Source organism: gamma proteobacterium symbiont of Lampromicra miyakona (genome assembly GCF_059730895.1).
On sequence record NZ_AP035932.1, the window covers coordinates 882,216 to 905,012 of the forward strand.

Below are 22,797 nucleotides of genomic sequence, written 5' to 3' on the forward strand. Positions count from 1 at the left end.
TTACCGGGCAATCCATTGGGGTATCGGCAATGTGCGACCATCCTTTACTGCCTGATTTAACGCCAGAAAGCGCCGTCGCTGTGACAGCGATCACAACCTATTATCAAGCGTAGTCTGTTATCGCCGTCCTGTCTCAGTGATGCATAAGCGACACTTTTTAGCGCCGGCATTATTGCCGCGCAGGCAAAATAGCCTTGCTGCCGCCCGGGTGGTTGAGAGTCAGAGGCTGTGCTTTAATAGCAGACTGTGACGCAGTTCAAAAATAAACATCTCCGCACTGTCGGAGGGATACGCGTCTGTCTTAACCGTACGGCGTTCGTCGTGCGGCCCGCCTGCAAAATTATTTTGGGAGAGTGTGTTATGCCTGTTGCATTACTGGCGCTGGCGCTGAGTGCGTTCGCCATCGGCACCACGGAGTTCGTCATCATGGGGTTACTGCCGGAAGTGGCGGGTGACCTGCAGGTGTCGATTCCTTCTGCGGGCTGGCTGATCAGCGGCTATGCGCTGGGCGTGGCTATCGGCGCGCCAATCATGGCGCTGCTGACCGCGAAACTGCCGCGTAAACGTACCCTGATTCTGCTGATGATCATCTTCATCATCGGCAACGTACTCTGTGCGCTGGCTTATACCTATAACCTGCTGATGCTGGCGCGCGTCATTACCGCGTTGTGTCACGGTGCGTTCTTCGGCATCGGTTCAGTGGTCGCGGCCAGCCTGGTGGCGCCGAGCCGTCAGGCGTCGGCGGTGGCGCTGATGTTTACCGGTCTGACGCTGGCCAACGTGCTGGGCGTGCCGCTCGGCACCTGGTTTGGTCAGCTGTTTGGCTGGCGCGCCACCTTCTGGGGCGTGGCGATTATCGGCATCCTCGCGTTCATCGCGCTGATTGTCAGCCTGCCGACTAACAAAGATGAAAAACCGGTGCACCTGGCGAGCGAAATCAGCGCGCTGGCCAACGGCAAACTGTGGCTGTCACTGCTTATGACAGTGTGTTTTGCCGCCGCGATGTTTGCGCTGTTCAGCTACATTGCGCCGCTGCTGCTGCAGGTGACCGGCATCAGCGATCGCGGTGTCAGCTGGACGCTGTTCCTGATTGGCGCCGGCCTGACGGTGGGTAACATTGTTGGCGGGAAACTGGCGGACTGGAAAGTGTCGTTCAGCCTGATCCTCAGCTTCTCGCTGATCGCCGTGTTTTCGCTGCTGTTCAGCTGGACCAGCCATGCGCTGTGGCTGGCAGAGGTAACCCTGTTCCTGTGGGCGATGGCGACCTTCGCCACCGTGCCGGGCCTGCAAATCAACGTGGTGCGCCACGGTAAAGAGGCGCCAAATCTGGTGTCGACGCTCAACATCTCGGCCTTTAACGTCGGTAACGCACTCGGTGCGTGGGTGGGCGGCGCAGTGATCGACAAAGGCTATGGCCTGACGGCGGTGCCGGTCGCGGCAGCAGCGCTGGCGGCAGCGGGATTAGTGGTTTGTCTGCTGACCTTCCGCAAATCGGGCGGTCAGCGCGAGACGGTGCGCGCTTAAGCCAGCCGCTGGGCGATGCGCTGCGGAAAGGTGGCCACCTGCTGCTGCAGGTGGTCGCAGAAGTGATCGACCAGCGCCGATGCCGGCCGATGCTGTGGCCGCACCAGGCTCACCGTGAACGGCACGGCAATACTGAAGCGGCGCATCACCACACCGCTGTCGGCGTAATCCAGCGCCGTCAGCGGATTAACAATCGAAATACCCACTCCGGCGCGCACCATCGCGCACACCGATGCGGCGCTGTGCGTCTCCAGCACCAGCCGCCGCTCCACCTGCTGCTCATGGAACAGCGCATCCAGCAACTGACGATAGCTATCGCTGCGCGACAGGCTGACATAGTTTTCACCGTGAAAATCCTGCGGCGTCAGCACCGCCCGCTGACACAGCGGATGCTGCGGTGGCAGCACGCACACTTCATCACAGGTCAACAATGCCAGGCGTTCAGTCCCGGCGGGTGCATGCTGGGTTTCGGTCAGACCGAGATCGTAGCGTTGCGCCGACAACCACTCCTCCAGCAGCGGCGACTCCTGCGGAATAATATTCAGGCTCACCTGCGGATAGCGCTGTAAAAACGGCTGCAGCAGCGGCGGTAACAGCGACTGGGAAAAAACCGGCAGGCAGGCGATGGACAGCTCGCCCTGGCGGAAATTGCGCAGCCCTTCGGCGGCATCCATGATGCGATCCAGACCGTACCACGAGCGCTGCACCTCTTCGTACAGCCGCAGCCCCTGCACGGTGGGCTGCAGGCGGCCGCGCACCCGCTCAAACAGCTGTAAGCCCAGCTGCTGCTCCAGCCGCGCCAGTTCGCGGCTCACCGTTGGCTGCGAGGTGTGCAGCAGCGTGGCAGCCTGGGTCAGATTGCCGCTGGTCATCACCGCGTGAAAGATTTCGATATGCCGCCAGTTAATTTTTGCCATCGTCGCCTCCATGTCATCCATATCATATTTGCATAGCTGATGCTTAAACAGATATTTTTCTGCATCACTGTGCTGTGGCTAAATGACAGCAACGACTCAGGAGAATGCTCATGCCACGTCCACTTAATGATTCCCAGACGGCGCTTAACGCCACAAATCTGCTGCCGCTGGCGCAGCGCTACAGCGGCCCGTTCTGGGCTTACGATGCCGAAATCATTCAGCAGCGTATTGCGCAGCTCAGCGCGTTTGACGTGGTGCGCTTTGCGCAAAAGGCCTGCTCGAATATTCATATTCTGCGCCTGATGCGCGCTGCCGGCGTCAAGGTCGATTCGGTCTCGCTCGGCGAGATCGAACGTGCGCTGGCCGCCGGTTTTCAGCCGGGCGGCGAGGATATTGTGTTCACCGCCGATGTGCTGGACTCACCGACGCTGGCGCGCATCGCCGAGCTGAAGGTGCCGGTGAATGCCGGCTCCGTGGATATGCTGCATCAGCTCGGCGCGGTTTCGCCGGGTCACAGCGTCTGGCTGCGCATTAATCCGGGCTTTGGCCACGGTCACAGCCAGAAAACCAATACCGGCGGCGAAAACAGTAAGCACGGCATCTGGCACAGCGATCTGCCGCTGGCGCTGGCGGCGATCCAGCAGCATGGCCTGCAGCTGGTAGGTTTACATATGCACATTGGTTCCGGCGTCGATTACGGCCATCTGCAGCAGGTGTGCGACGCGATGGTCGATCAGGTAGTGGCCTTTGGCCAGGACCTGCAGGCCATCTCGGCGGGCGGCGGGCTGTCGATTCCTTACCGCTTTGGTGAGGAGGCGATTGATACGCAGCACTATTACGGGCTGTGGAACGGCGCGCGCGAGCGTATCGCTGCGCACCTCGGCCATGCGGTGAAGCTGGAGATCGAGCCGGGCCGCTTCCTGGTGGCGGAATCGGGCGTGCTGGTGTCGCAGGTGCGGGCGGTGAAGCAGATGGGCAGCCGTCACTTTGTGCTGGTGGATGCCGGTTTCAGCGATCTGATGCGTCCGTCGATGTACGGCAGCTATCACCATATTTCGCTGCTGCCTGCCGATGGCAGCGCGCCGGGTGACGCGCATGTGGAGAGCGTGGTGGCCGGGCCGCTGTGTGAGTCGGGAGATGTGTTTACCCAGCTGGAAGGCGGCAAAGTGGAAACCCGCGCGCTGCCAGCGGCACAGGTCGGCGATTATCTGGTGTTCCATGATACCGGCGCTTACGGCGCATCAATGTCCTCCAACTACAACAGCCGTCCGCTGATCCCGGAAGTGCTGTTTGAGCAGGGCGTGCCGCGTGAGATTCGCCGTGCGCAGACCATTCAGGAACTGCTGGCGCTGGAGCTGAACTGATGCGCATCGTGCCGCTCAGCAGCGTGCCGCATCACGCCAGCCAGATCACCGACTGGCTGTGGCAGGCGTTTGGTGATGGCACCTCGCGCGCGTTTTACGACAGCATTGTTCGCAGTAGCCTGAACGGTGCCGCGTTTCCGGTGACCTTTGTTGCGCTGGACGAGGATGATGTGCCGCACGGCACGGTAGGGTTCTGGCGCTGTGATTTAATTAGCCGTCAGGATCTCTATCCGTGGGTTGCCGCGCTGTATGTGGATGAAGCGGCGCGCGGGCAGGGACTGAGTGCCGCCCTGCAGCAGCACGTGCTGGATTATGCCCGCCAGCGCGGCTATGCAACGGTGTGGCTGTGGTCGACGTTTGGCGGCTACTACGAGCGATTCGGCTGGCAGTATCAGTGTGATGCGCTGGAGTTTCCTGAGGTGCAGGTGAAGGTGTATTCGCAGGATTTATAGTGGGTTGGGTGCACGCTGGCCCTCACCCCAACCCTCTCCCGCAAGCGGGCGAGGGGGCTGACCGCGCTCTGGAACGTTCCCTCTCCCTCAGGGAGAGGGTTAGGGTGAGGGAAAGCCCGCACCCGTTTAACCTGGTCCACCCACCGAATGCCGCCTGACCAGCGTCGGGCTAAACATATTGGTTACCTCCGGCAGCGCGGTGCCGTTGGCCAGCGCCAGCGCCAGCTGCGCGGCCTGCTGCGCCATGGTCACAATCGGATAGCGCACCGTGGTCAGGCGCGGACGCACGTAGCGCGACACCAGCACATCATCAAAGCCAATCAGCGACATCTCTTCGGGCACGCGAATGCCGTTGTCGCTCAGCACCGCCAGCGCACCGGCGGCCATCGAATCGTTGTAGCACGCCACCGCGCTCACCTGCTTGCCGCGTCCGAGCAGTTCCGTCATTGCCTGCTCGCCACCGACCTCATCCGGTTCTCCCCACGCCACCAGCCGGTCGTTGCACGGCAGACCGTGCTCCTTCAGCGCATCGTAGTAGCCCTGCAGCCGATCTTCGGCGTCAGAGATGGTGTGCGTCGAGCAGATAAAGGCGATCTGCGTATGACCCTGCTGAATCAGGTGGCGCGTGGCCAGCCAGGCGCCGTAGCGGTCATCCAGCGCAATGCAGCGCGACTCAAACCCCTGCAGCAGCCGGTTCAGCAGCACCATACCTGGCACCTGCTTCATCAGCAGCTCTAAATCGTCATCGGGAATTTTCTTGGCGTGCACCACCAGGGCGGCACAGCGATGGCGCATCAGCTGTTCAATAGCCTGACGCTCTTTCTGCTCATTATGGTAACCGTTACCAATCAGCAGAAAGTTGCCGGTTTGCCCGGCGACTTCATCGACCGCTTTCACCATCGCGCCAAAAAACGGGTCTGACACATCGCCTACCACCAGCCCGAGCGTTTCGGTGGATTGCTGCGCCAGCGCGCGGGCATTGGCGTTCGGGTGATACTGCAGCTGTTCCATGGCCTGGGTAACGGCGAGGCGCGAACTCTCGCTGGCTTTGGGCGAATTATTGATGACGCGGGACACGGTCGCGACCGACACCCCCGCCATGCGGGCAACATCCTTAATAGTAGCCATGCAATGGTCGACATCCGGGAAAACGTTTACACATGCTCTCAGTGTTACGGAAAAGCCCGGCAGCCGCAACCCGCCAGAATGTCAGCGCTGTCGCAAAAGTGCGGAAAATCAGACGCTCACGGTGAGGCTTTAGCCCGGTAACGGCACCGTGCTATGCTGCCAGCCTGAATCACACCTGCCTGCCGGACCCATAACCATGAAAACTCGTGTGCCGCACCTTGCGCACTGGGGCGCGTTTACCGCCGTCACCGAAAATCAGCGCCTGATTGCCTGCGAACCTTTCTTCGCCGATGCCGATCCTTCCCCGATGATCCACACTCTCCCTGAACTGGTGTACTCGGATAAACGCATCCGTCAGCCGATGGTGCGCCGTTCGTGGCTGAAGTCGCGTGAAAACAGCGATCGCACGCTGCGCGGCCGGGAAGATTTTGTCGCCGTGGACTGGGACACCGCGCTCGATCTGGTGGCGGAAGAGAACCGCCGGGTGCGCGACCGCTACGGCGCTTCCGGCATTTTCAACGGTTCGTACGGCTGGTCATCAGCCGGTCGCGTTAACCACGCGCGCACCCTGATTCGTCGCTTCTATTTCCAGGGCGGCGGTGGCGTTGATCAGCAGGGTAACTACAGCTGGGGCGCGGCACAATTCTTTCTGCCGTACGTGATTGGCACTTATATGCCACTCACCGGCCGCGTCACCGACTGGCCGCAGGTGGTGGATCATGCAGAAATTTTCGTCGCCTTTGGCGGCCTGGCGCTGAAAAATGCGCAGGTGGCCTCCGGCGGCGCTGGCGAGCACAGCCTGAAACCGGCGCTGCAGCAGCTGAGCGCCAAAGGCACGCCGATCATTAATATCAGCCCGATGCGCGATGACTGCCCGGCGTTCGTTAACGCCGAGTGGATTCCGATTCGCCCGAACACCGACGTGGCGCTGATGCTGGCGCTCGGCTATGAAATTACCCGGCGGAACGCGATCGATGAGGCTTTCCTCGCCAGCCACTGCACCGGCTGGCCGCAGCTGCGTGCCTATCTGCTGGGCGAAAGCGACGGCGTGGCGAAAACGCCCGCGTGGGCCAGTGCGATAACCGGCATCCCGGCAGCGCGTATCGCGCTGCTGGCGCAGCAGCTGGCGGGCAAACGCAGCTTCATCACCTGTGCTTATGCGGTGCAGCGCGCCCATCGCGGCGAGCAGCCGTACTGGATGATGATTGCGCTCTCGTCGATGCTGGGCCAGCCGGGACTGCCGGGCGGCGGCTTCTCTTTTGGCCATGGTTCAATGAACAGCGTCGGCAATCCGCGCCAGGAAGGCCCGGCGCCGCTGATGAGCACCGGCCCGAATCCGGCGAACCTGTCGATCCCGGTGGCGCGCATCAGCGACATGCTGCTCAATCCCGGCCAGCCGTATGCGTTTCAGGGCGAGACGCTGCACTATCCCGACATTCACCTGGTGCACTGGGCAGGCGGCAATCCGTTCCACCATCACCAGCAGCTCAACCGGCTGGTCGAGGGCTGGCAGCGCCCGGATACGGTCATCGTGCAGGATATCGTCTGGACGCCCGCGGCGCAGATGGCGGACATCGTGCTGCCGGCCACCACCACGCTGGAGCGCAACGACATTGGCGGCTCGTCGCGTGACCGCTTCGTGCTGGCGATGCACCAGGCGATTAAACCGCAGCATCAGGCGCGTAACGACTTTGATATTTTTGCCGATCTGGCCGATCGCCTTGGCTACCGTGATCGCTTTACCGAAGGACGCAACGAGATGCAGTGGATTGAGCATCTTTACCAGCAGTGCGCGCAGGCGCATGCGCAGCTGGACATCGCGTTCCCGGAGTTTGAGGCATTCTGGCAGCGCGGCTTTGTTGAGATTCCGCAGGGCGGCAAGCCGTACGTGTTTATGGATGATTTCCGCGCCGACCCGCAGGCGCATCCGATTCACACCGCCAGCGGCAAAATTGAGCTGTTTTGCCAGACCATCGCCGATTACCAGCTGGCGGATTTCGCCGGGCATCCGGAGTGGCGCGCGCCGCAGGAGTGGCTTGGCGCAGCGCTCAGCGCGCAGTTCCCGCTGCACATGATTTCGGTGCAGCCTGCGGATCGCCTGCACAGTCAGCTGGATGCCACCGCCACGGTGCAGGCCGGCAAAACTGCCGGTCACGAAACGCTGTATATGCACGTTGACGATGCCGCCGCGCGCGGTATCAGTGACGGCGATGAGATTGAAGTGAGCAACGCGCGTGGCCGTATGCTGGCTGGCGTTCGCCTGACGGACGGCCTGACGCCCGGCGTGGTGATCATCGCCACCGGTGCCTGGTTCGATCCCGGTTTTGGCAAAGCGTGGCAGCCGTGGGACCGCGCCGGCAACCCTAACGTGCTGACGCTCGACATCGGAACCTCGTCGTTAACTCAGGGCCCGAACGCCATGAGCTGCCTGGTGGAAATCAAAAAACACGCCAGTTGCACAATCGGCTAACAATCTCACCGCTGGTTACATTTTGCCGGTAACTGTTGCGTTTGAGTGATAGTTTCTGCGCTGAGCAACTTGCTACAGTCAGGGTCCCAGAGGTATTGATGGGTGAACATCAACAGTTTTCTTGATTACACCGACCTGCGCAGATGCGCAGGTTTTTTTTGCCTGCGATCTGCCGGTGTGATGCGTCCCGTTGCGGTGACCTCACTCGGGCATAAACGAACTGATACATTGTTTTCCTGTCAACTCGCTTTACCTTTCTTTATAACTGCAGCTAACCCCTTTGGATTCATCTTTTATCGCAGCGGATCGCCATGCCCCCGATTAAAAAATTTCTGGGAAAAGACCAGATTAAAGCCCCGTTTAACCCGTTTCGTTTTCGTCTGATTTGTCTGGGCGTATTAGGCTGCATGGGCCTGCTGCTGGCGCGCGTCGGGGATCTGCAGCTGATCAATCATCCGATGCTGGAGCACGAGGCCGACCAGCGCTCGCTGCGTACCGTGACGCTGCCGACCAACCGTGGCACGCTGCTCGACCGCGACGGCCAGGCGCTGGCGCTCAGCGTGCCATCGCGCGATATCATCGCCGATCCGCTGCGCGTGCTGGAGGCCAATCCCGATTTCACCAGCGCCAAATGGAGCTATCTGGCGGCGGCGCTGAATCTGCGACCGGACGAGCTGCGCACGCAGATCACCGCCAATCCGAAAAAGCGCTTCCTCTATCTCGGGCGCAAAATCGAGCTGGGCATTGCCAAAGATATTGCTGAGCTGCATCTGAAAGGCATCAGCTCGGTGTATGACGACAGCCGTTTTTATCCGATGAGTGAAGCCGCGGCGCCGCTGATTGGCATCGTCGGGGCGGACAATAACGGGCTTAACGGGCTGGAGAAGGGCTTTGACCGGGTACTGCAGGGCGAGCCGGGTAAAGAGGTGTATCGCCAGGATGGGGACGGCAACATTATTGCGATGATCGATTACGAGCCGCCGAAGCAGCCGCCGACGGTGCAGCTCAGCATCGATAAGTTTGACCAGTTTACGCTGTACAGCAAGCTGCGCGACGGCGTGCTGCTCAACAAGGCCGATTCAGGCGCGGCGGTGCTGGTGAAGATCGACACCGGCGAAATCCTCGCTATGGCGTCTTATCCGTCGTTCAACCCCAACAATTATGACAACGCCACGCCGGCGCAAATGCGCAATACCGCCATCAATGACAGCTACGAGCCCGGTTCGACGGTGAAGCCGCTGGTGGTGATGGAAGGGCTGCAGCGTCATCTGGTGCGTCCCGATTCGGTGATCGACACCACGCCCTACAGCGTCAACGGCCACCTGATTCGCGATGTCGGCCACTGGCCGCGGCTGACCATGACCGGCATTTTGCAGAAATCCAGCGACATCGGCGTGTCGCACATCGCGCTGGCGATGCCGGCGGAAGCGCTGGTGAACACCTATCAGGCGTTTGGTCTTGGCAAGCCGACCGGGCTGGGACTGACCGGTGAGAGTGTGGGCTACTTCCCGCTGCATCGCCAGCGCTGGGCGGACATTGAGCGCGCCACCTTCTCGTTCGGCTACGGTCTGCGCGTAACGCCGCTGCAGATTGCGCGTGAGTACGCCACGCTCGGTTCGTATGGCGTCTATCGCCCGCTGTCGATCACCAAAGTGACGCCACCGGTACTGGGCAGGCAGGTGGCGGATCCGCAGATCGTGCAAACCGTGGTGCACATGCTGGAGAGTGACGTGCTGCCGGGCGGTACCGGGGTGAAAGCGGCGGTACCGGGCTACCGGCTGGCGACCAAAACCGGCACCGCGGAGAAGATGGGCAGCAGCGGCAAATATGATGGCGGCTATGTCAACTACACCGCCGGCATCGCGCCGGCCAGCCATCCGGAAGTGGCGCTGGTGGTGATGATTAACCATCCTACCGCTGGCGATCACTTTGGCGGCTCGGTGGCCGCGCCGGTATTTGGCAACATCATGGGGCCGGTGCTGAAACACATGAACGTGGCACCCGACGCGATTTACAGTAAACCGGCATCAGATAAATCTTAACGAAATCAGGATGTAAACGCGCAGTCGAGCTTTTCACACCTCGTTGCATTTCGCCGAACTCCGTTGCGATTTGCGGCTGTTATCCGCGCCGCCATTGCGCGACGATAAAGGTCCCAGAGGTATTGATTGGTGTGAAGATCGGCTGCTGTGGCAGCGATACCCTTGTGGTATTCACCCTGTTCGGTTGCACCGACCCACGCGGATGCGTGGGTTTTTTTTGCCTGTAAGTTGTCCTCCTCTCCCGTTTATTGCGCCTGCGCGCGCTATCACCGGCCGTTGCCGGGCGCGGTTTAAATCCTGCATCTCTTAACGAAACGCTTACGGTTTGCGTATAGAAAACGTTCTGGCGATCCGCCGATAATGCGCGTCGTGATGATTTTCGCTGAAATAATCCCCTGCTTACCGGGGTTTTTACCCACACTTTTGCTGATCTGAAGACGCTGATGACTATCCATGCTCCCCGTTCTGGTTTCTCCCGCTGGCTGAAATGGCTGCTTGTGTTGCTGGTGCTGCTGATCGCGGCAGGCGTGATCTGGCGTGTGGCAGGCGGCAAGCGGGGCGCAGTACCCGGCGACCTGCCGCCAGGCGGTCATCGCGGCGCGGCGCAGATGAGCGGCCCGGCAACGCTGGTGCACAGCGGCATTGCCGCGACGGCCGACGTGCCGGTGTACCTGAATGCGCTCGGCACGGTGATCCCCAACGCCAGCGTCACCGTCACCAGCCGCGTGGCCGGGCAGCTGCAGCAGGTGTTCTTTACTGAAGGGCAGAAAGTCAGCGCCGGTCAGCTGCTGGCGCAGATCGATCCGCGCAGTTATCAGGCGACGCTGGCGCAGTATCAGGGCGATCTCAGCCAGAACCAGGCGCTGCTGCACAGTGCGCAACTGACGCTGGCACGCTACAAAAAGCTGGCAGCGCAGGACTCGCTGTCGCGCCAGGATCTGGATAGCCAGATTGCTACCGTCGGCCAGTATCAGGGCGCGGTGGCGGCGGATCAGGCGCAAATCGCCAGCGCAAAACTGGATATTGAGTATGCCCGCATCACCTCGCCGATCAGCGGCCGCGTAGGTCTGCGGCTGGTCGATCCCGGCAATATGGTGCAGACCAGCGACACCACCGGCATTGTGGTGGTGACGCAAATGCAGCCTGCCGCCGTGACGTTCAGCGTGCCGCAAAGTTACATCGCGCAGCTGACGCGCGCACTGCGCAACGGCCAGAGCCTGCCCGCGACGGCCTTCGATCAGGACAACAGCACCATACTGGCGCAGGGTGATGTGAAGTACATCAGCAATCAGATCGATACCAGCACCGGCACCATCGAACTGAAAGCCAGCTTTCCTAACCAGGACGAAGCGCTGTTTGCCAACCAGTTCGTTAATCTGCGTTTGCAAACTGGCACGCTGAAAAACGCGACGGTGATTCCGGCGCAGGCGCTGCAGCTGAGCAGCGACGGGAGCTTTGTGTTTATTATCAACAAAGACAATAGCGTGACGCGCAAAGCGGTCACCACCGGACCGGCACTGGGGGAAGATCGTCAGGCGATCCTGCAGGGTGTTGCGCCAGGCGATCGTCTGGTGACCGAGGGGATCGATCGTCTGACTAACGGCAGCAAAGTCCAGCTGGCTGACGACAGCAAAAGTACCCAGCCATGAATCCGTCTCGTCTGTTTATCCTGCGCCCGGTGGCGACGATTCTGCTGATGATCGGCGTGCTGATCGCCGGCCTGTTCGCTTATCGCTTTCTCTCCACCTCGGCGCTGCCGCAGGTGGATTATCCGACCATTCAGGTTACCACCCTTTATCCTGGCGCCAGCCCGGACGTGATGGCCTCGTCCGTGACCTCGCCGCTGGAGCGTCAGCTCGGTCAGATGGCCGGTCTTAGCCAGATGACGTCTGCCAGCTCGGGCGGATCATCGATTATCACCCTGAAGTTCAGCCTCGATCTGTCGCTCGACGTCGCCGAACAGGAAGTCCAGGCGGCAATCAACGCGGCGAATAATCTGCTACCGGACGATCTGCCCAATCCGCCGACGTATAAAAAGGTCAATCCGGCCGACAGTGCGGTGATCACGCTGGCCGCCAGTTCCGACACGCTGCCGCTGACTGAGGTGCAGGATCTGGTGAACACGCGCGTGGCGCTGAAGCTGTCGCAAATCAACGGTGTGGGGATGGTGACCCTGGCGGGCGGCAATCAGCCGGCGATTCGCGTGCAGATGGATCCAAAAGCGCTGGCGGCGCACAAGCTGTCGCTGGAAGACGTCAATACGCTGATCGCCAACAGCAACGTCAACGGTTCGAAAGGCGGTTTCGACGGCAAATATCACTCTGTGACCATCGACGCCAACGACCAGCTGCGCACCGCGGCCGAATACGGCAATCTGATTCTCACCTGGCAGAACGGTGCGGCGCTGCGGCTGAAAGATATCGCCCATATCGAGCAGGGGCCGGAGAATCGCTTTCAGTCGGCGTGGGCCAATAACCGTCCGGCGATTGTCATCAGCGTGCAGCGCCAGCCTGGCGCCAACGTCATTCAGGTGGTGGATAGCATTAAAAAACAGCTGCCCGTTTTGCAGGCGGCGCTGCCGGATGGCGTGAAAATGCGTGTGCTCGCCGATCGCACGCAGACCATCCGCGCCTCGATCAGCGACGTACAGTTTGAACTGATGCTGTCGATCGCACTGGTGGTGATGGTGACCTTCCTGTTTCTGCGCAACGTGGCGGCGACGCTGATTCCCAGCGTGGCAGTACCGCTGTCGCTGATTGGCACCTTTGGCGTGATGTATCTCGCCGATTTCAGCCTCAACAACCTGTCGCTAATGGCGCTGACCATCGCCACCGGGTTTGTCATTGATGACGCGATTGTGGTGGTGGAGAACATTTCACGCCGGCTGGAGCAGGGGGAAACGCCGATGCAGGCCGCGCTGAAAGGCTCGCAGCAGATTGGCTTCACCATTATTTCCCTGACGTTTTCCCTGATTGCGGTCCTGATTCCGCTGCTGTTTATGGGCGATGTGGTCGGCCGGCTGTTCCGCGAATTCGCCATCACCCTAGCCGTCTCGATTCTGGTGTCGATGGTGGTGTCGCTGACGCTGACGCCGATGCTGTGTGCCTGGCTGTTAAGGCATATTCCGGAGTCGCAACAGTCACGCTTTGCGCGCAAAGGCGGCGAGCTGTTTGACAAACTGGTCCGCGGCTATGACCGCCTGCTCAGCGTAGTGCTCAACCATCAGAAGCTGACGCTGCTGGTGGCACTGGCAACCTTTGCACTCACCGCGCTGCTGTATCTGGCCATCCCGAAAGGGTTCTTTCCCACCCAGGATACCGGGCTGATTCAGGGGGTGACCGTGGCGTCGCAGGATGTCTCCTTCACGGCGATGGCGCAGCGTCAGCAGGCGCTGGCAACGGTGATCCTGCAAAATCCGGCGGTCGAGAGTGTGTCCTCAACCATTGGTATCGACGGTAATAACACCAGCCTCAATAGCGGGCGCCTGCAGATCAACCTGAAAGCGTTTGACCAGCGCGACGTCAAAGCCGATGAGGTGATTGCGCAGCTACAGCAGGCGGCGCGCCAGGTCGCCGGCATTCAGCTTTATCTGCAGCCAGCACAGGACCTGACGGTCAACGATCAGGTGACGCCGAGCCAGTACCAGTTCACCCTTGATGATGCCGACAGCGAAAACCTGGTGCGCTGGACGCCGCAGCTGATAGCTGCGCTGCAGCAGCGCCCGGAGTTTAATGGCGTGGTCAGCAACCTGCAGGATCAGGGGCGCGTGGCCTATGTGGAGCTGAATCGCGATAAAGCGGCGCGCTACGGTATCACGGCAGCTGACGTCGATACCGCGCTGTACAACAGCTTTGGGCAGCGGCTGGTTTCCACCATTTTTACCCAGGCGAATCAGTATCGCGTGGTGCTGGAAGTGGCGCCGCAGTATCAGCAGTCGCCGGCGTCTTTTGATGACGTTTATCTGCCGGTGAGCAGCAGTGCATCAACCAGCAGCGACAGCGACAGTGAGACCACCACCACCGGCATGGTGAAACTCACCGCCATCGCCAGCGTGCATGCGCGGACCGGGGCGCTGATGCACATGCGTCTGAATCAGTTCCCGGCGGTGATGGTGTCGTTCAATCTTAACCCCGGTTATTCGCTGGAGGAGGGGCAGCGGGCGATTGCGCAGGTCACGCAGCAGCTTAAACTGCCCGCCAGCATAACGCTGCGCTATCAGGGTGAAACCGCGGCGTTTCAGAGTGCCACCGGCAACACGCTGTGGCTGATTCTGGCGGCGCTGATCACCATGTACGTGGTGCTGGGCATTCTGTATGAAAGCTTTATTCATCCGGTGACCATTCTTTCCACGCTGCCGTCGGCGGCGGTCGGGGCGCTGCTGACGCTGATGCTGGCGGGCAGCGAATTCAGCCTGATCGCGCTGATTGGCGTCATTCTGCTGATTGGCATCGTTAAAAAGAACGCCATTATGATGATCGACTTCGCGCTGGAGGCGCAGCATAAGCAGCATATGACGCCGCGCGAAGCGATTCACCAAGCCTGCCTGCTGCGCTTCCGGCCGATTCTGATGACCACCATGGCGGCGCTGCTTGGGGCGCTGCCGCTGATGCTGGCCTCCGGTTCGGGTGCTGAACTGCGTCAGCCGCTCGGGCTGGTGATTGTTGGTGGCCTGCTGGTGAGCCAGGTGCTGACGCTGTTCTCCACCCCGGTGATCTATCTGTGGTTTGATGGGCTGGCGCAGCGCGGTAAGCGCTACGTGCAGCGCCGGCAGCAGCAGGCGCGGGGCGAGCCATGAACATCACCCGGCTGTTCATCTTTCGCCCGGTTGCCACGCTGCTGCTGACGCTGGCGATCCTGCTGCTCGGGGCGCTGGGCTACCGGCTGCTGCCCGTCGCGCCGCTGCCGCAGGTGGATTTTCCTACCATCATGGTCAGCGCCAGCCTGGCCGGTGCCAGCCCGGAAACCATGGCGGCCACGGTGGCGACGCCGCTGGAGCGTTCGCTCGGCCAGATTGCCGGTGTGACGGAGATGACGTCGACCAGCTCGCAGGGCTCGACCAGCGTGATACTGCAGTTTGAACTTGACCGCGATATCAATGGCGCGGCGCGCGACGTGCAGGCAGCGATAAACGCGGCGCGCAGCCTGTTACCGAGTGCTATGGAGTCGCTGCCGACCTATCGCAAAGCGAATCCCTCGGACGCGCCGATTGTGATGCTGGCGCTTACCTCCGCCACGCGCACGCCGGGTGAACTGTATGACCTCGCCGAAAGCAAAATTGAACAGGCGATGGGCCAGGTCAGGGGCGTGGGCGAGGTGTCGCTGATGGGCAGCGCGCTGCCGGCGGTCCGCATCGATCTGCAGCCGCAACAGCTGACGCACTATGGCATTGCGCTGGATACGGTGCGTAGCGCCGTCGCCAGCAGCACCACCAATCTGCCGAAAGGCATGCTGCAGGGCAGCAGCCAGTCCTGGATGGTGGACGGCAACGGCCAGCTGGACAAAGCGGCACAGTACCGCGACCTGATAGTCAGCTACCACGCGGGTAAGGCGGTGCGACTGCATGACGTCGCCACGGTGTATGACTCGGTGGAGGATCAGTATCAGGCCGGCTTTCTCAATTCACAGCCGTCGGTGATGATCGCCATCAAGCGTCAGGCCGGCGCTAACATGCTCGACACCATTGACGCCATCAAAGCGCAGCTGCCACAGCTGGAGAAAGATCTGCCTGCCGATACCCAGCTCAAAGTGGTGGTAGACCGTTCGCCAACGGTGCGCGCCTCCCTGTATGACACCGAAGAGACGCTGCTGGTGGCGATGCTGCTGGTGATTGCCGTGGTATTTGTCTTCCTGCGTAATTTGCAGGCGGTGGTGATTCCGGCGCTGGCGCTGCCGGTGTCGTTAATCGGCACCTGCGCGGTGATGTATCTGCTCGGCTACAGTCTCGATAACCTGTCGCTGATGGCGCTGATCATCGCCACGGGTTTTGTCGTTGATGACGCCATCGTGGTGCTGGAAAATATCACCCGGCACATCGAAGCCGGTCTGAGTCCGCTGCGTGCCGCCCTGCGCGGTGCCCATGAGGTGAGCTTTACTGTGCTGTCGATGACGGTGTCGCTGGTGGCGGTGTTTATCCCGATTCTGCTGATGGGTAGTATTGTTGGCCGCCTGTTCCGGGAATTTGCGGTGACGCTGACGGTCTCGCTGCTGATCTCCATGTTTGTCTCGCTCAGCCTGACCCCGATGCTGTGCGCCCGACTGCTGCGGCCGAAGCCGCAGGTCACCCGGCGGCCGCATCCGCTCTATCAGCTAATCGAAAATGCGCTCAACGCGCTGCTGGCCGCCTACGCGCGTGGCCTGGCGTGGGTGATGGCGCACCAGAAGATTACCCTGCTGAGTTTGCTGCTCACCGTGCTGCTCAATCTGTTTCTGTTTAGCGTGGTGCAAAAGGGCTTTTTCCCCAATCAGGACACCGGCCTGCTGATGGGCGCCCTGCGCGCTGACCAGAACATCTCCTTCCAGGCGATGAAGCCAAAGATGCTGGCGTTCACCAAAATCATTGAGGCCGATCCGGCGGTAGACAGCGTGATGTCGTCAATGGGCAGCGGCATGTTTGGCTCGCGCAATAGCGCCAACTTTTTTGTCCGGCTGAAAGATTTTGACCAGCGCAGCGCCAGTGCCACCGAAGTGGCTAACCGGCTGAGCCAGAAAACCCGCCATATTGCCGGGGCGCAGCTGTTCCTGATGGCCGCGCAGGATCTGCACATCGGCGGGCGCAGCGCCAACGCCACTTATCAGTACAGCCTGCAGGCTGACGATCTCGATCTGCTGCGCCGCTGGACGCCGAAAGTCCAGGCGGCGCTGGCCGCGATACCGCAACTCAACAGCGTGGATTCCGATGCGCAAACCGGCGGACAGGAGGTGGTGATCAATATCGATCGCGACCGCGCCACGCGGCTGGGCGTTAACGTGCAGATGCTGGACACGCTGCTGAACAATGCCTTTAGCCAGCGACAGATTGCCACGCTCTATCACACGCTCAATCAGTACCATGTGGTGATGGCCCTGCAGGACAGCGACACGCGCGATCCGGCCATGCTGCAACAACTGTATGTGATTAACGACAGCGGCGATCGCGTGCCGCTGGCGGCCTTTGCCCGCTTCAGCGGCGGCAACGCGCCGCTGTCGGTTGCGCATCAGGGCCAGTCAGCGACCAGCACCATCGCCTTCAACCTCAACGACGGCGTGTCGCTGGAGCAGGCGCAGACGCTGATTAAGCAAGCGATGGCACAGCTGGGGTTGCCCTCCAGCATTCAGGCGGGCTTTGCCGGCACCGCCGCAGCGTTCTCTCAGCTCACCGCCACCATGCCGTGGCTGATTATTGCGGCGCTGGCGGCGGTGTATATCGTCCTGGGCGTACTGTATGAGAGTTACATTCACCCGCTGACCATTCTCTCCACGCTGCCGTCGGCAGGCGTCGGGGCGCTGCTGCTGTTGCTGCTGACCAATACGCAGCTGACGGTGATTGCGCTGATCGGCATCATTTTGCTGATCGGTATCGTCAAGAAAAACGCCATCATGATGATCGATTTTGCCCTGCATGCCGAGCGCAGCCAGGGGCTGTCGCCGCAGCAGGCGATTACGCAGGCGTGCCTGATGCGCTTTCGGCCGATCATGATGACCACGCTGGCCGCCTTCTTCGGCGCTCTGCCGCTGGCGCTGGGCAGCGGTGGCGACGCTGATTTACGCAGTCCGCTGGGGATTGCGATTGCCGGCGGTCTGGCCCTGAGCCAGCTGCTGACCCTGTTTACCACGCCAGTAGTCTATCTCTGGCTGGATCGTCTCAGCCGCGCCACCCAGCGTCAGTGGCGGCGCGTGCGTCATGTGGAATCCTGATTGATGAAAATGATGAACATCGGCGCGCTGACGGCGGCGCTACTGGTTGCTGGCTGTAGCGTTGGCCCCGATTATCAGCGTCCGGCGATGGCGCTGCCGACGCACTATAAAGAGGCCAAAGGCTGGACGCAGGCTACGCCGCAGGACGCCAGTCGCAAAGGGGAGTGGTGGACGGTGTATCACGATGCCACCTTGTCCAGCCTGCTGCGCCAGGTGAGCATCTCCAACCAGAACGTCGCCAGTTATGCGGCGCAGTATCGCGAAGCCCAGGCGCTGAGCGCGCAGTCGCGCGCGGCGCTGTTTCCCTCACTCGACTACGATGCCAGCAGCACGCGCAGCGGCAGCCGTGCCAGCACCAGCGGTCAGCGCAGCGTCAGCAACAGCCACAGCGCTACGCTGAGTGCCAGCTGGGAGCTGGATCTGTGGGGCAAACTGCGCCGCACCCAGGAAGAGGATAAGGCCAGTGCGCAGGCCAGCCAGGCTGAACTGGCCAATGTCACGCTGAGCGCCCAGTCAGAGCTGGCGCAGGACTATTTTCAGCTGCGCATCATCGACGAAAAGATCGCGCTCTATCAGCGCAGCATTGAAGCTTATCAGCGCTATCTCAGCGTGATTAACAACAAGTACCGCGCCGGTAGCGAATCCCGCGCCACTCTGGCGCAGGCGCAGATGCAGCTGGAGAGCGCCCGCGCTTCGGCGCAGGATTATCAGTGGCAGCGCGCGCAACTGGAGCACGCGGTGGCGCTGCTGCTGGGGCGTGCGCCAGCCGACTTTACGTTGCCGGTGGCGAAGCTGGATGCCACGCTGCCGTCCATTCCGCAGAGCCTGCCTTCGGCGCTGCTGCAGCGCCGTCCGGACATCGCCTATGCCGAACGTAACGTGGCGGCCGCCAACGCGGCGGTCGGAGTGGCGATTGCCGGTTATTATCCCGACCTGACGCTCAGCGCCAGCGGTGGCGTGACCGCCTCAGCGATCCACAGTTTATTGTCGCTGCCGAATCGCGCCTGGTCGCTGGGGCCGGAGCTCAGCGGTACGCTGCTCGACTTTGGCGCGACCTCGGCGAAAGTGGCGCAGGCGCGTGCCGCCTATGATGCCAGCGTGGCCACCTATCGCCAGACGGTGCTGAGCGCGCTGGGAGAAGTGGAAGATAACCTGGTGGAACTGAATACCCTACAGGGGGAAATCGCCGCGCAGCAGCGCGCCGCCGTGGCGGCACAGGCGTCAGCACGCGTAACGCGCAACCAGTATGACGCCGGCATGATTGATTACCTTGATGTCGCTACCACGGAAAACAGCAGCCTGAGCGAGCAGCAGAGCCTGCTGTCGCTGCAGAGCAGCCAGTGGGTGAGTAGCGTGGCGCTGATCGCCGCACTGGGCGGCGGCTGGCAGGGCGAATCACCCTGAATTCATCACGATAAATCACTGCGCTACTTGTCGAACATCCCCGGATCCTGCAAGGTAAGAACCATTTTTTACCGCTGCTAAGGAGCTGGCATGCTATTTACCGTTCTGCGTTTCCTCTGTCGCCTGTTATGGCGCGTTGAGCTGCGTGGCGATCTGACTGCCCTGCACAAAGAAAAAGTGCTGATCACGCCAAACCATATGTCGTTTCTCGATGGCGTGCTGCTGGCGCTGTTTCTGCCCATCAAACCGGTGTTCGCCGTCTATTCTTCGATCAGCGAACAGTGGTATATGCGCCTGCTCAGGCCGGTCATCGACTTCGTGCCGCTCGACCCCACCAAACCGATGTCGATCAAACATCTGGTGCGCATGATCAACGAAGGGCGTCCGGTGGTGATCTTTCCGGAAGGGCGCATTACCGTCACCGGCTCATTGATGAAAATCTACAGCGGCGCTGGCTTCGTCGCGGCGAAATCCGCCGCCACCGTGGTGCCGATGCGTATTGAAGGCGCAGAGTACACGCCGTTTGGCCGCCTGGCCGGGGTATTTAAACGTCGCCTGTTCCCGCGCATTACCCTGACGGTGCTGCCGGCCACGGTAATTCCTATGCCGGAAGCGAAACGCGCGCGCGACCGCCGCGTGCTGGCCGGTGAGCATTTACATCATGTGATGATGGAAGCGCGCATGGCGGTGCGCCCGCGCGAAACGCTGTTCGACGCTTTTCTCAATGCGCGCACCCGTTACGGGCTGAGCAAACCCTGCATCGAAGACATCAACTTTAAGCCGGACAGCTACACCGGGCTGCTGAAAAAAGCGCTCGGTGTCGGACGCATTCTGGAGCGCTACAGCCAGCAGGGCGAATTCGTAGGTCTGCTGCTGCCGAATGCCACGGTGACCGCGGCGGCGATTCTGGGGGCTTCACTGCGCGGGCGCGTGCCGGCGATGCTCAACTACACCGCCGGCATCAACGGCATGCGCGCGGCGCTGACCGCCTCGCAGGTGAAAACCGTGTTTACCTCGCGCCAGTTCCTCGAGAAGGGCAACCTGTGGCACCTGCCGCAGGGGCTGACGGAGGTGCAGTGGATCTATCTGGAGGATCTGAAGGATACCGTCACGCTGCAGGACAAACTGTGGATCCTCGCGCACCTGCTGCTGCCACGCCGGGCACAGGTTGCGCAGCAGCCAGAAGACGCGGCAATGGTGCTGTTTACCTCCGGCTCGGAAGGCAATCCCAAAGGTGTGGTGCACTCGCATAAAAGCCTGCTGGCGAACGTGGAGCAGATTCGCACCGTGGCGGATTTCACCCCGCGCGACCGCTTTATGTCGGCGCTGCCGCTGTTCCACGCCTTCGGCCTCACCGTCGGGCTGTTCACGCCGCTGCTGACCGGCGCGCAGGTGTTCCTCTATCCCAGCCCGCTGCACTATCGCATCGTGCCGGAGCTGGTATACGACCGTAACTGCACCGTGCTGTTTGGCACCTCCACCTTCCTCGGCAACTATGCGCGCTTTGCCAGCCCGTACGATTTCGCCCGGCTGCGCTACGTGGTGGCCGGTGCCGAGAAGCTGCAGGAAGGCACGCGCCAGATCTACATGGAGAAGTACGGCATCCGCATCCTCGAAGGTTACGGCGTGACCGAGTGTGCGCCAGTGGTGGCAATCAACGTGCCGATGGCCGCCAAATCGCATACCGTCGGGCGTATTCTGCCGGGCATGGATTCACGTCTGATTGCGGTGCCCGGCATTGAGCAGGGCGGACGGCTGCAGCTGCGCGGTCCGAACGTCATGAACGGCTACCTGCGGGTGGAAAATCCCGGCGTGCTGGAGCCACCGGTGGCGGATAACGGCGAAGGCGAACAGGAAGCGGGCTGGTACGATACCGGGGATATTGTCAGCTTTGACGAGGGCGGTTTCTGTCAGATTCAGGGGCGCGCTAAACGCTTCGCCAAAATCGCCGGAGAGATGGTGTCGCTGGAGAGCGTGGAGCAGATTGCCCTGAAAGCCTCGGCGGAGAAACAGCACGCGGCGTCGCTGCGGCCCGATGGCCAGCGTGGCGAAGCGCTGGTGCTGTTTACCACTGACAGTGAACTCAGCCGCGAGCGGCTGCAGCAGGCTGCGCGTGAGATGGGTGCGCCAGAGCTGGCCGTGCCGCGCGACATTCGCTTCATGAAACAGCTGCCGATGCTGGGCAGCGGTAAACCAGACTACGTCAGCCTGAAACAGCTGGCAGAAGAGGAGCGGGCATGAGTCAGTCGGTGAATCCGGACGCCCCGTTGCTGTCGCGCAGTATGCTGGCGGTGATCGTGGCACAGTTTTTCTCTGCCTTTGGCGACAACGCGCTGCTGTTCGCCACGCTGGCGCTGCTGAAAAGTCAGTTCTATCCGGACTGGAGCCAGCCGATCCTGCAGATGCTGTTTGTGGCCACTTACATTCTGCTCGCGCCGTTTGTCGGGCAGATGGCCGACAGCTTTGCCAAAGGGCGGGTGATGATGTTTGCCAACAGCCTTAAGCTGCTCGGTGCGCTGGTGATCTGCTTCGGCTTTAATCCGTTTCTCGGCTACACGCTGGTAGGCGTCGGCGCAGCGGCGTATTCGCCGGCGAAATACGGCATCCTGACGGAGATCACCAGCGGCGCGCGGCTGGTGAAAGCCAACGGGCTGATGGAGTCGTCGACTATCGCGGCGATTCTGCTCGGCTCGGTGGCAGGCGGCGTGCTCGCCGACTGGCATCTGCTGGCAGCACTGGTGGTGTGTGCACTCACTTACGCACTGGCGGTGGTGGCGAACCTGTTCATTCCGCGTCTGCAGGCAGCGCGCCCCGGCCAGAGCTGGCACGCTGGCGCGATGCTGCGCAGCTTTATCGCCTCGGCACAGCTGCTGTGGCGTAACGGTGAAACCCGCTTCTCGCTACTCGGCACCAGCCTGTTCTGGGGCGCCGGCGTCACGCTGCGCTTCCTGCTGGTGCTGTGGGTGCCGGTAGCGCTCGGCATCACGGACAACAAAACGCCGACCACGCTAAATGCCATGGTGGCGATCGGTATCGTTATCGGCGCGGCCGCGGCGGCAAAACTGGTCACGCTGCAAACGGTGCGGCGCTGCATGCCAGCCGGCGTGCTGATTGGCGTGATGGTGGTGCTGTTCTCGCTGCAGCATAGCCTGCTGAATGCGTATCTGCTGCTGATGCTGATTGGTGCGCTCGGCGGCTTCTTTGTGGTGCCGCTCAACGCGCTGTTGCAGGAGCGCGGCAAAGATACCGTGGGTTCTGGTAATGCGATTGCGGTGCAAAACCTGGGTGAAAACAGCGCGATGCTGCTGATGCTGGGGCTGTATACCGTGGCGATTAAGCTGGGGGCGCCGGCGGTCGCGACGGGCGTAGGCTTCGGCGCGCTGTTCGCCATGTCGATTGCCGTGCTGTGGTGGAGAACGCGTCGCTGAGCGGCGCAGAAAGGGACCAGGTCGCCATGAATGGCGACCCTACCCTGGACTGGCGCGTACGCTAAAACCACAGCAGGTACGCGAAGGTCACAAACCCTGTAGGGTGCGCGTTAAGGCGCACCAAAACCACAGCAGGTACGCCAGGCTAACAAACCCTGTAGGGTGCGCATTAACG

13 protein-coding genes are annotated in these 22,797 nt (G+C 61.4%); 11 read left to right on the plus strand and 2 right to left on the minus strand.

The features are described from left to right. Positions 1-360: 360 nt before the first annotated feature. Entirely contained in the window at positions 361-1,524 is a 1,164-nt protein-coding gene (locus tag AC6I8P_RS04035) for an MFS transporter (RefSeq protein WP_059012302.1), read from the plus strand. Here the strand turns inward: AC6I8P_RS04035 and AC6I8P_RS04040 are convergent. Further along, on the minus strand, positions 1,521-2,441 hold the full coding sequence (locus tag AC6I8P_RS04040; protein ID WP_021506685.1) for a LysR family transcriptional regulator: 921 nt from the start codon (positions 2,439-2,441) through the stop codon (positions 1,521-1,523). The two genes, AC6I8P_RS04035 and AC6I8P_RS04040, sit on opposite strands and share 4 nt — an antisense overlap. Positions 2,442-2,551: 110 nt before the next feature. On the opposite strand from AC6I8P_RS04040, the gene lysA reads away from it, so the two are divergent. Both lysA and AC6I8P_RS04050 read left to right on the plus strand, forming a co-directional pair. Continuing rightward, on the plus strand, positions 2,552-3,805 hold the full coding sequence (gene lysA / locus AC6I8P_RS04045) for a diaminopimelate decarboxylase (protein ID WP_498030996.1): 1,254 nt from the start codon (positions 2,552-2,554) through the stop codon (positions 3,803-3,805). Next, positions 3,805-4,257 carry a GNAT family N-acetyltransferase gene (locus tag AC6I8P_RS04050; protein WP_021506687.1) on the plus strand — a complete coding sequence of 151 codons (453 nt, stop codon included), beginning with the start codon at positions 3,805-3,807 and terminating at the stop codon, positions 4,255-4,257. The genes lysA and AC6I8P_RS04050 overlap by 1 nt, the downstream gene beginning before the upstream one ends. A gap of 126 nt (positions 4,258-4,383) precedes the next feature. On the opposite strand, the gene galR is transcribed toward AC6I8P_RS04050, so the two are convergent. After that, a complete protein-coding gene (gene galR, locus AC6I8P_RS04055; RefSeq protein WP_031279486.1) occupies positions 4,384-5,385 on the minus strand; it encodes an HTH-type transcriptional regulator GalR in 1,002 nt (333 codons plus the stop codon). Between the two features lie 196 nt (positions 5,386-5,581). Here galR and AC6I8P_RS04060 point away from each other — a divergent pair, with 196 nt between their 5' ends. The 8 genes from AC6I8P_RS04060 to lplT all read left to right on the plus strand — a co-directional run bounded on the left by AC6I8P_RS04060 (position 5,582) and on the right by lplT (position 22,622). After that, positions 5,582-7,855 carry a molybdopterin-dependent oxidoreductase gene (locus AC6I8P_RS04060; RefSeq protein WP_498030997.1) on the plus strand — a complete coding sequence of 758 codons (2,274 nt, stop codon included), beginning with the start codon at positions 5,582-5,584 and terminating at the stop codon, positions 7,853-7,855. Between the two features lie 311 nt (positions 7,856-8,166). Further along, positions 8,167-9,897 (plus strand): penicillin-binding transpeptidase domain-containing protein, encoded by a 1,731-nt coding sequence (locus tag AC6I8P_RS04065; protein WP_058757072.1) that lies wholly within the window; start codon positions 8,167-8,169, stop codon positions 9,895-9,897. Between the two features lie 443 nt (positions 9,898-10,340). After that, complete coding sequence (locus tag AC6I8P_RS04070) at positions 10,341-11,546, plus strand: MdtA/MuxA family multidrug efflux RND transporter periplasmic adaptor subunit (protein ID WP_498030998.1); 1,206 nt, start codon at positions 10,341-10,343, stop codon at positions 11,544-11,546. Then, complete coding sequence (locus AC6I8P_RS04075) at positions 11,543-14,692, plus strand: multidrug efflux RND transporter permease subunit (RefSeq protein ID WP_141496323.1); 3,150 nt, start codon at positions 11,543-11,545, stop codon at positions 14,690-14,692. Before AC6I8P_RS04070 ends, AC6I8P_RS04075 begins: the two co-directional genes overlap by 4 nt. After that, positions 14,689-17,790 carry an efflux RND transporter permease subunit gene (locus AC6I8P_RS04080; RefSeq protein ID WP_058780290.1) on the plus strand — a complete coding sequence of 1,034 codons (3,102 nt, stop codon included), beginning with the start codon at positions 14,689-14,691 and terminating at the stop codon, positions 17,788-17,790. Before AC6I8P_RS04075 ends, AC6I8P_RS04080 begins: the two co-directional genes overlap by 4 nt. Positions 17,791-17,802: 12 nt before the next feature. Then, positions 17,803-19,194, plus strand: coding sequence for an efflux transporter outer membrane subunit (locus AC6I8P_RS04085; protein ID WP_498031153.1), 1,392 nt, complete (start codon positions 17,803-17,805; stop codon positions 19,192-19,194). A gap of 90 nt (positions 19,195-19,284) precedes the next feature. Then, positions 19,285-21,435: a bifunctional acyl-ACP--phospholipid O-acyltransferase/long-chain-fatty-acid--ACP ligase gene (gene aas / locus AC6I8P_RS04090; protein WP_325924938.1), complete on the plus strand. Its 2,151-nt coding sequence runs from the start codon at positions 19,285-19,287 to the stop codon at positions 21,433-21,435. Next, positions 21,432-22,622, plus strand: coding sequence for a lysophospholipid transporter LplT (gene lplT / locus AC6I8P_RS04095; protein ID WP_241798523.1), 1,191 nt, complete (start codon positions 21,432-21,434; stop codon positions 22,620-22,622). The genes aas and lplT overlap by 4 nt, the downstream gene beginning before the upstream one ends. Positions 22,623-22,797: the final 175 nt, after the last annotated feature.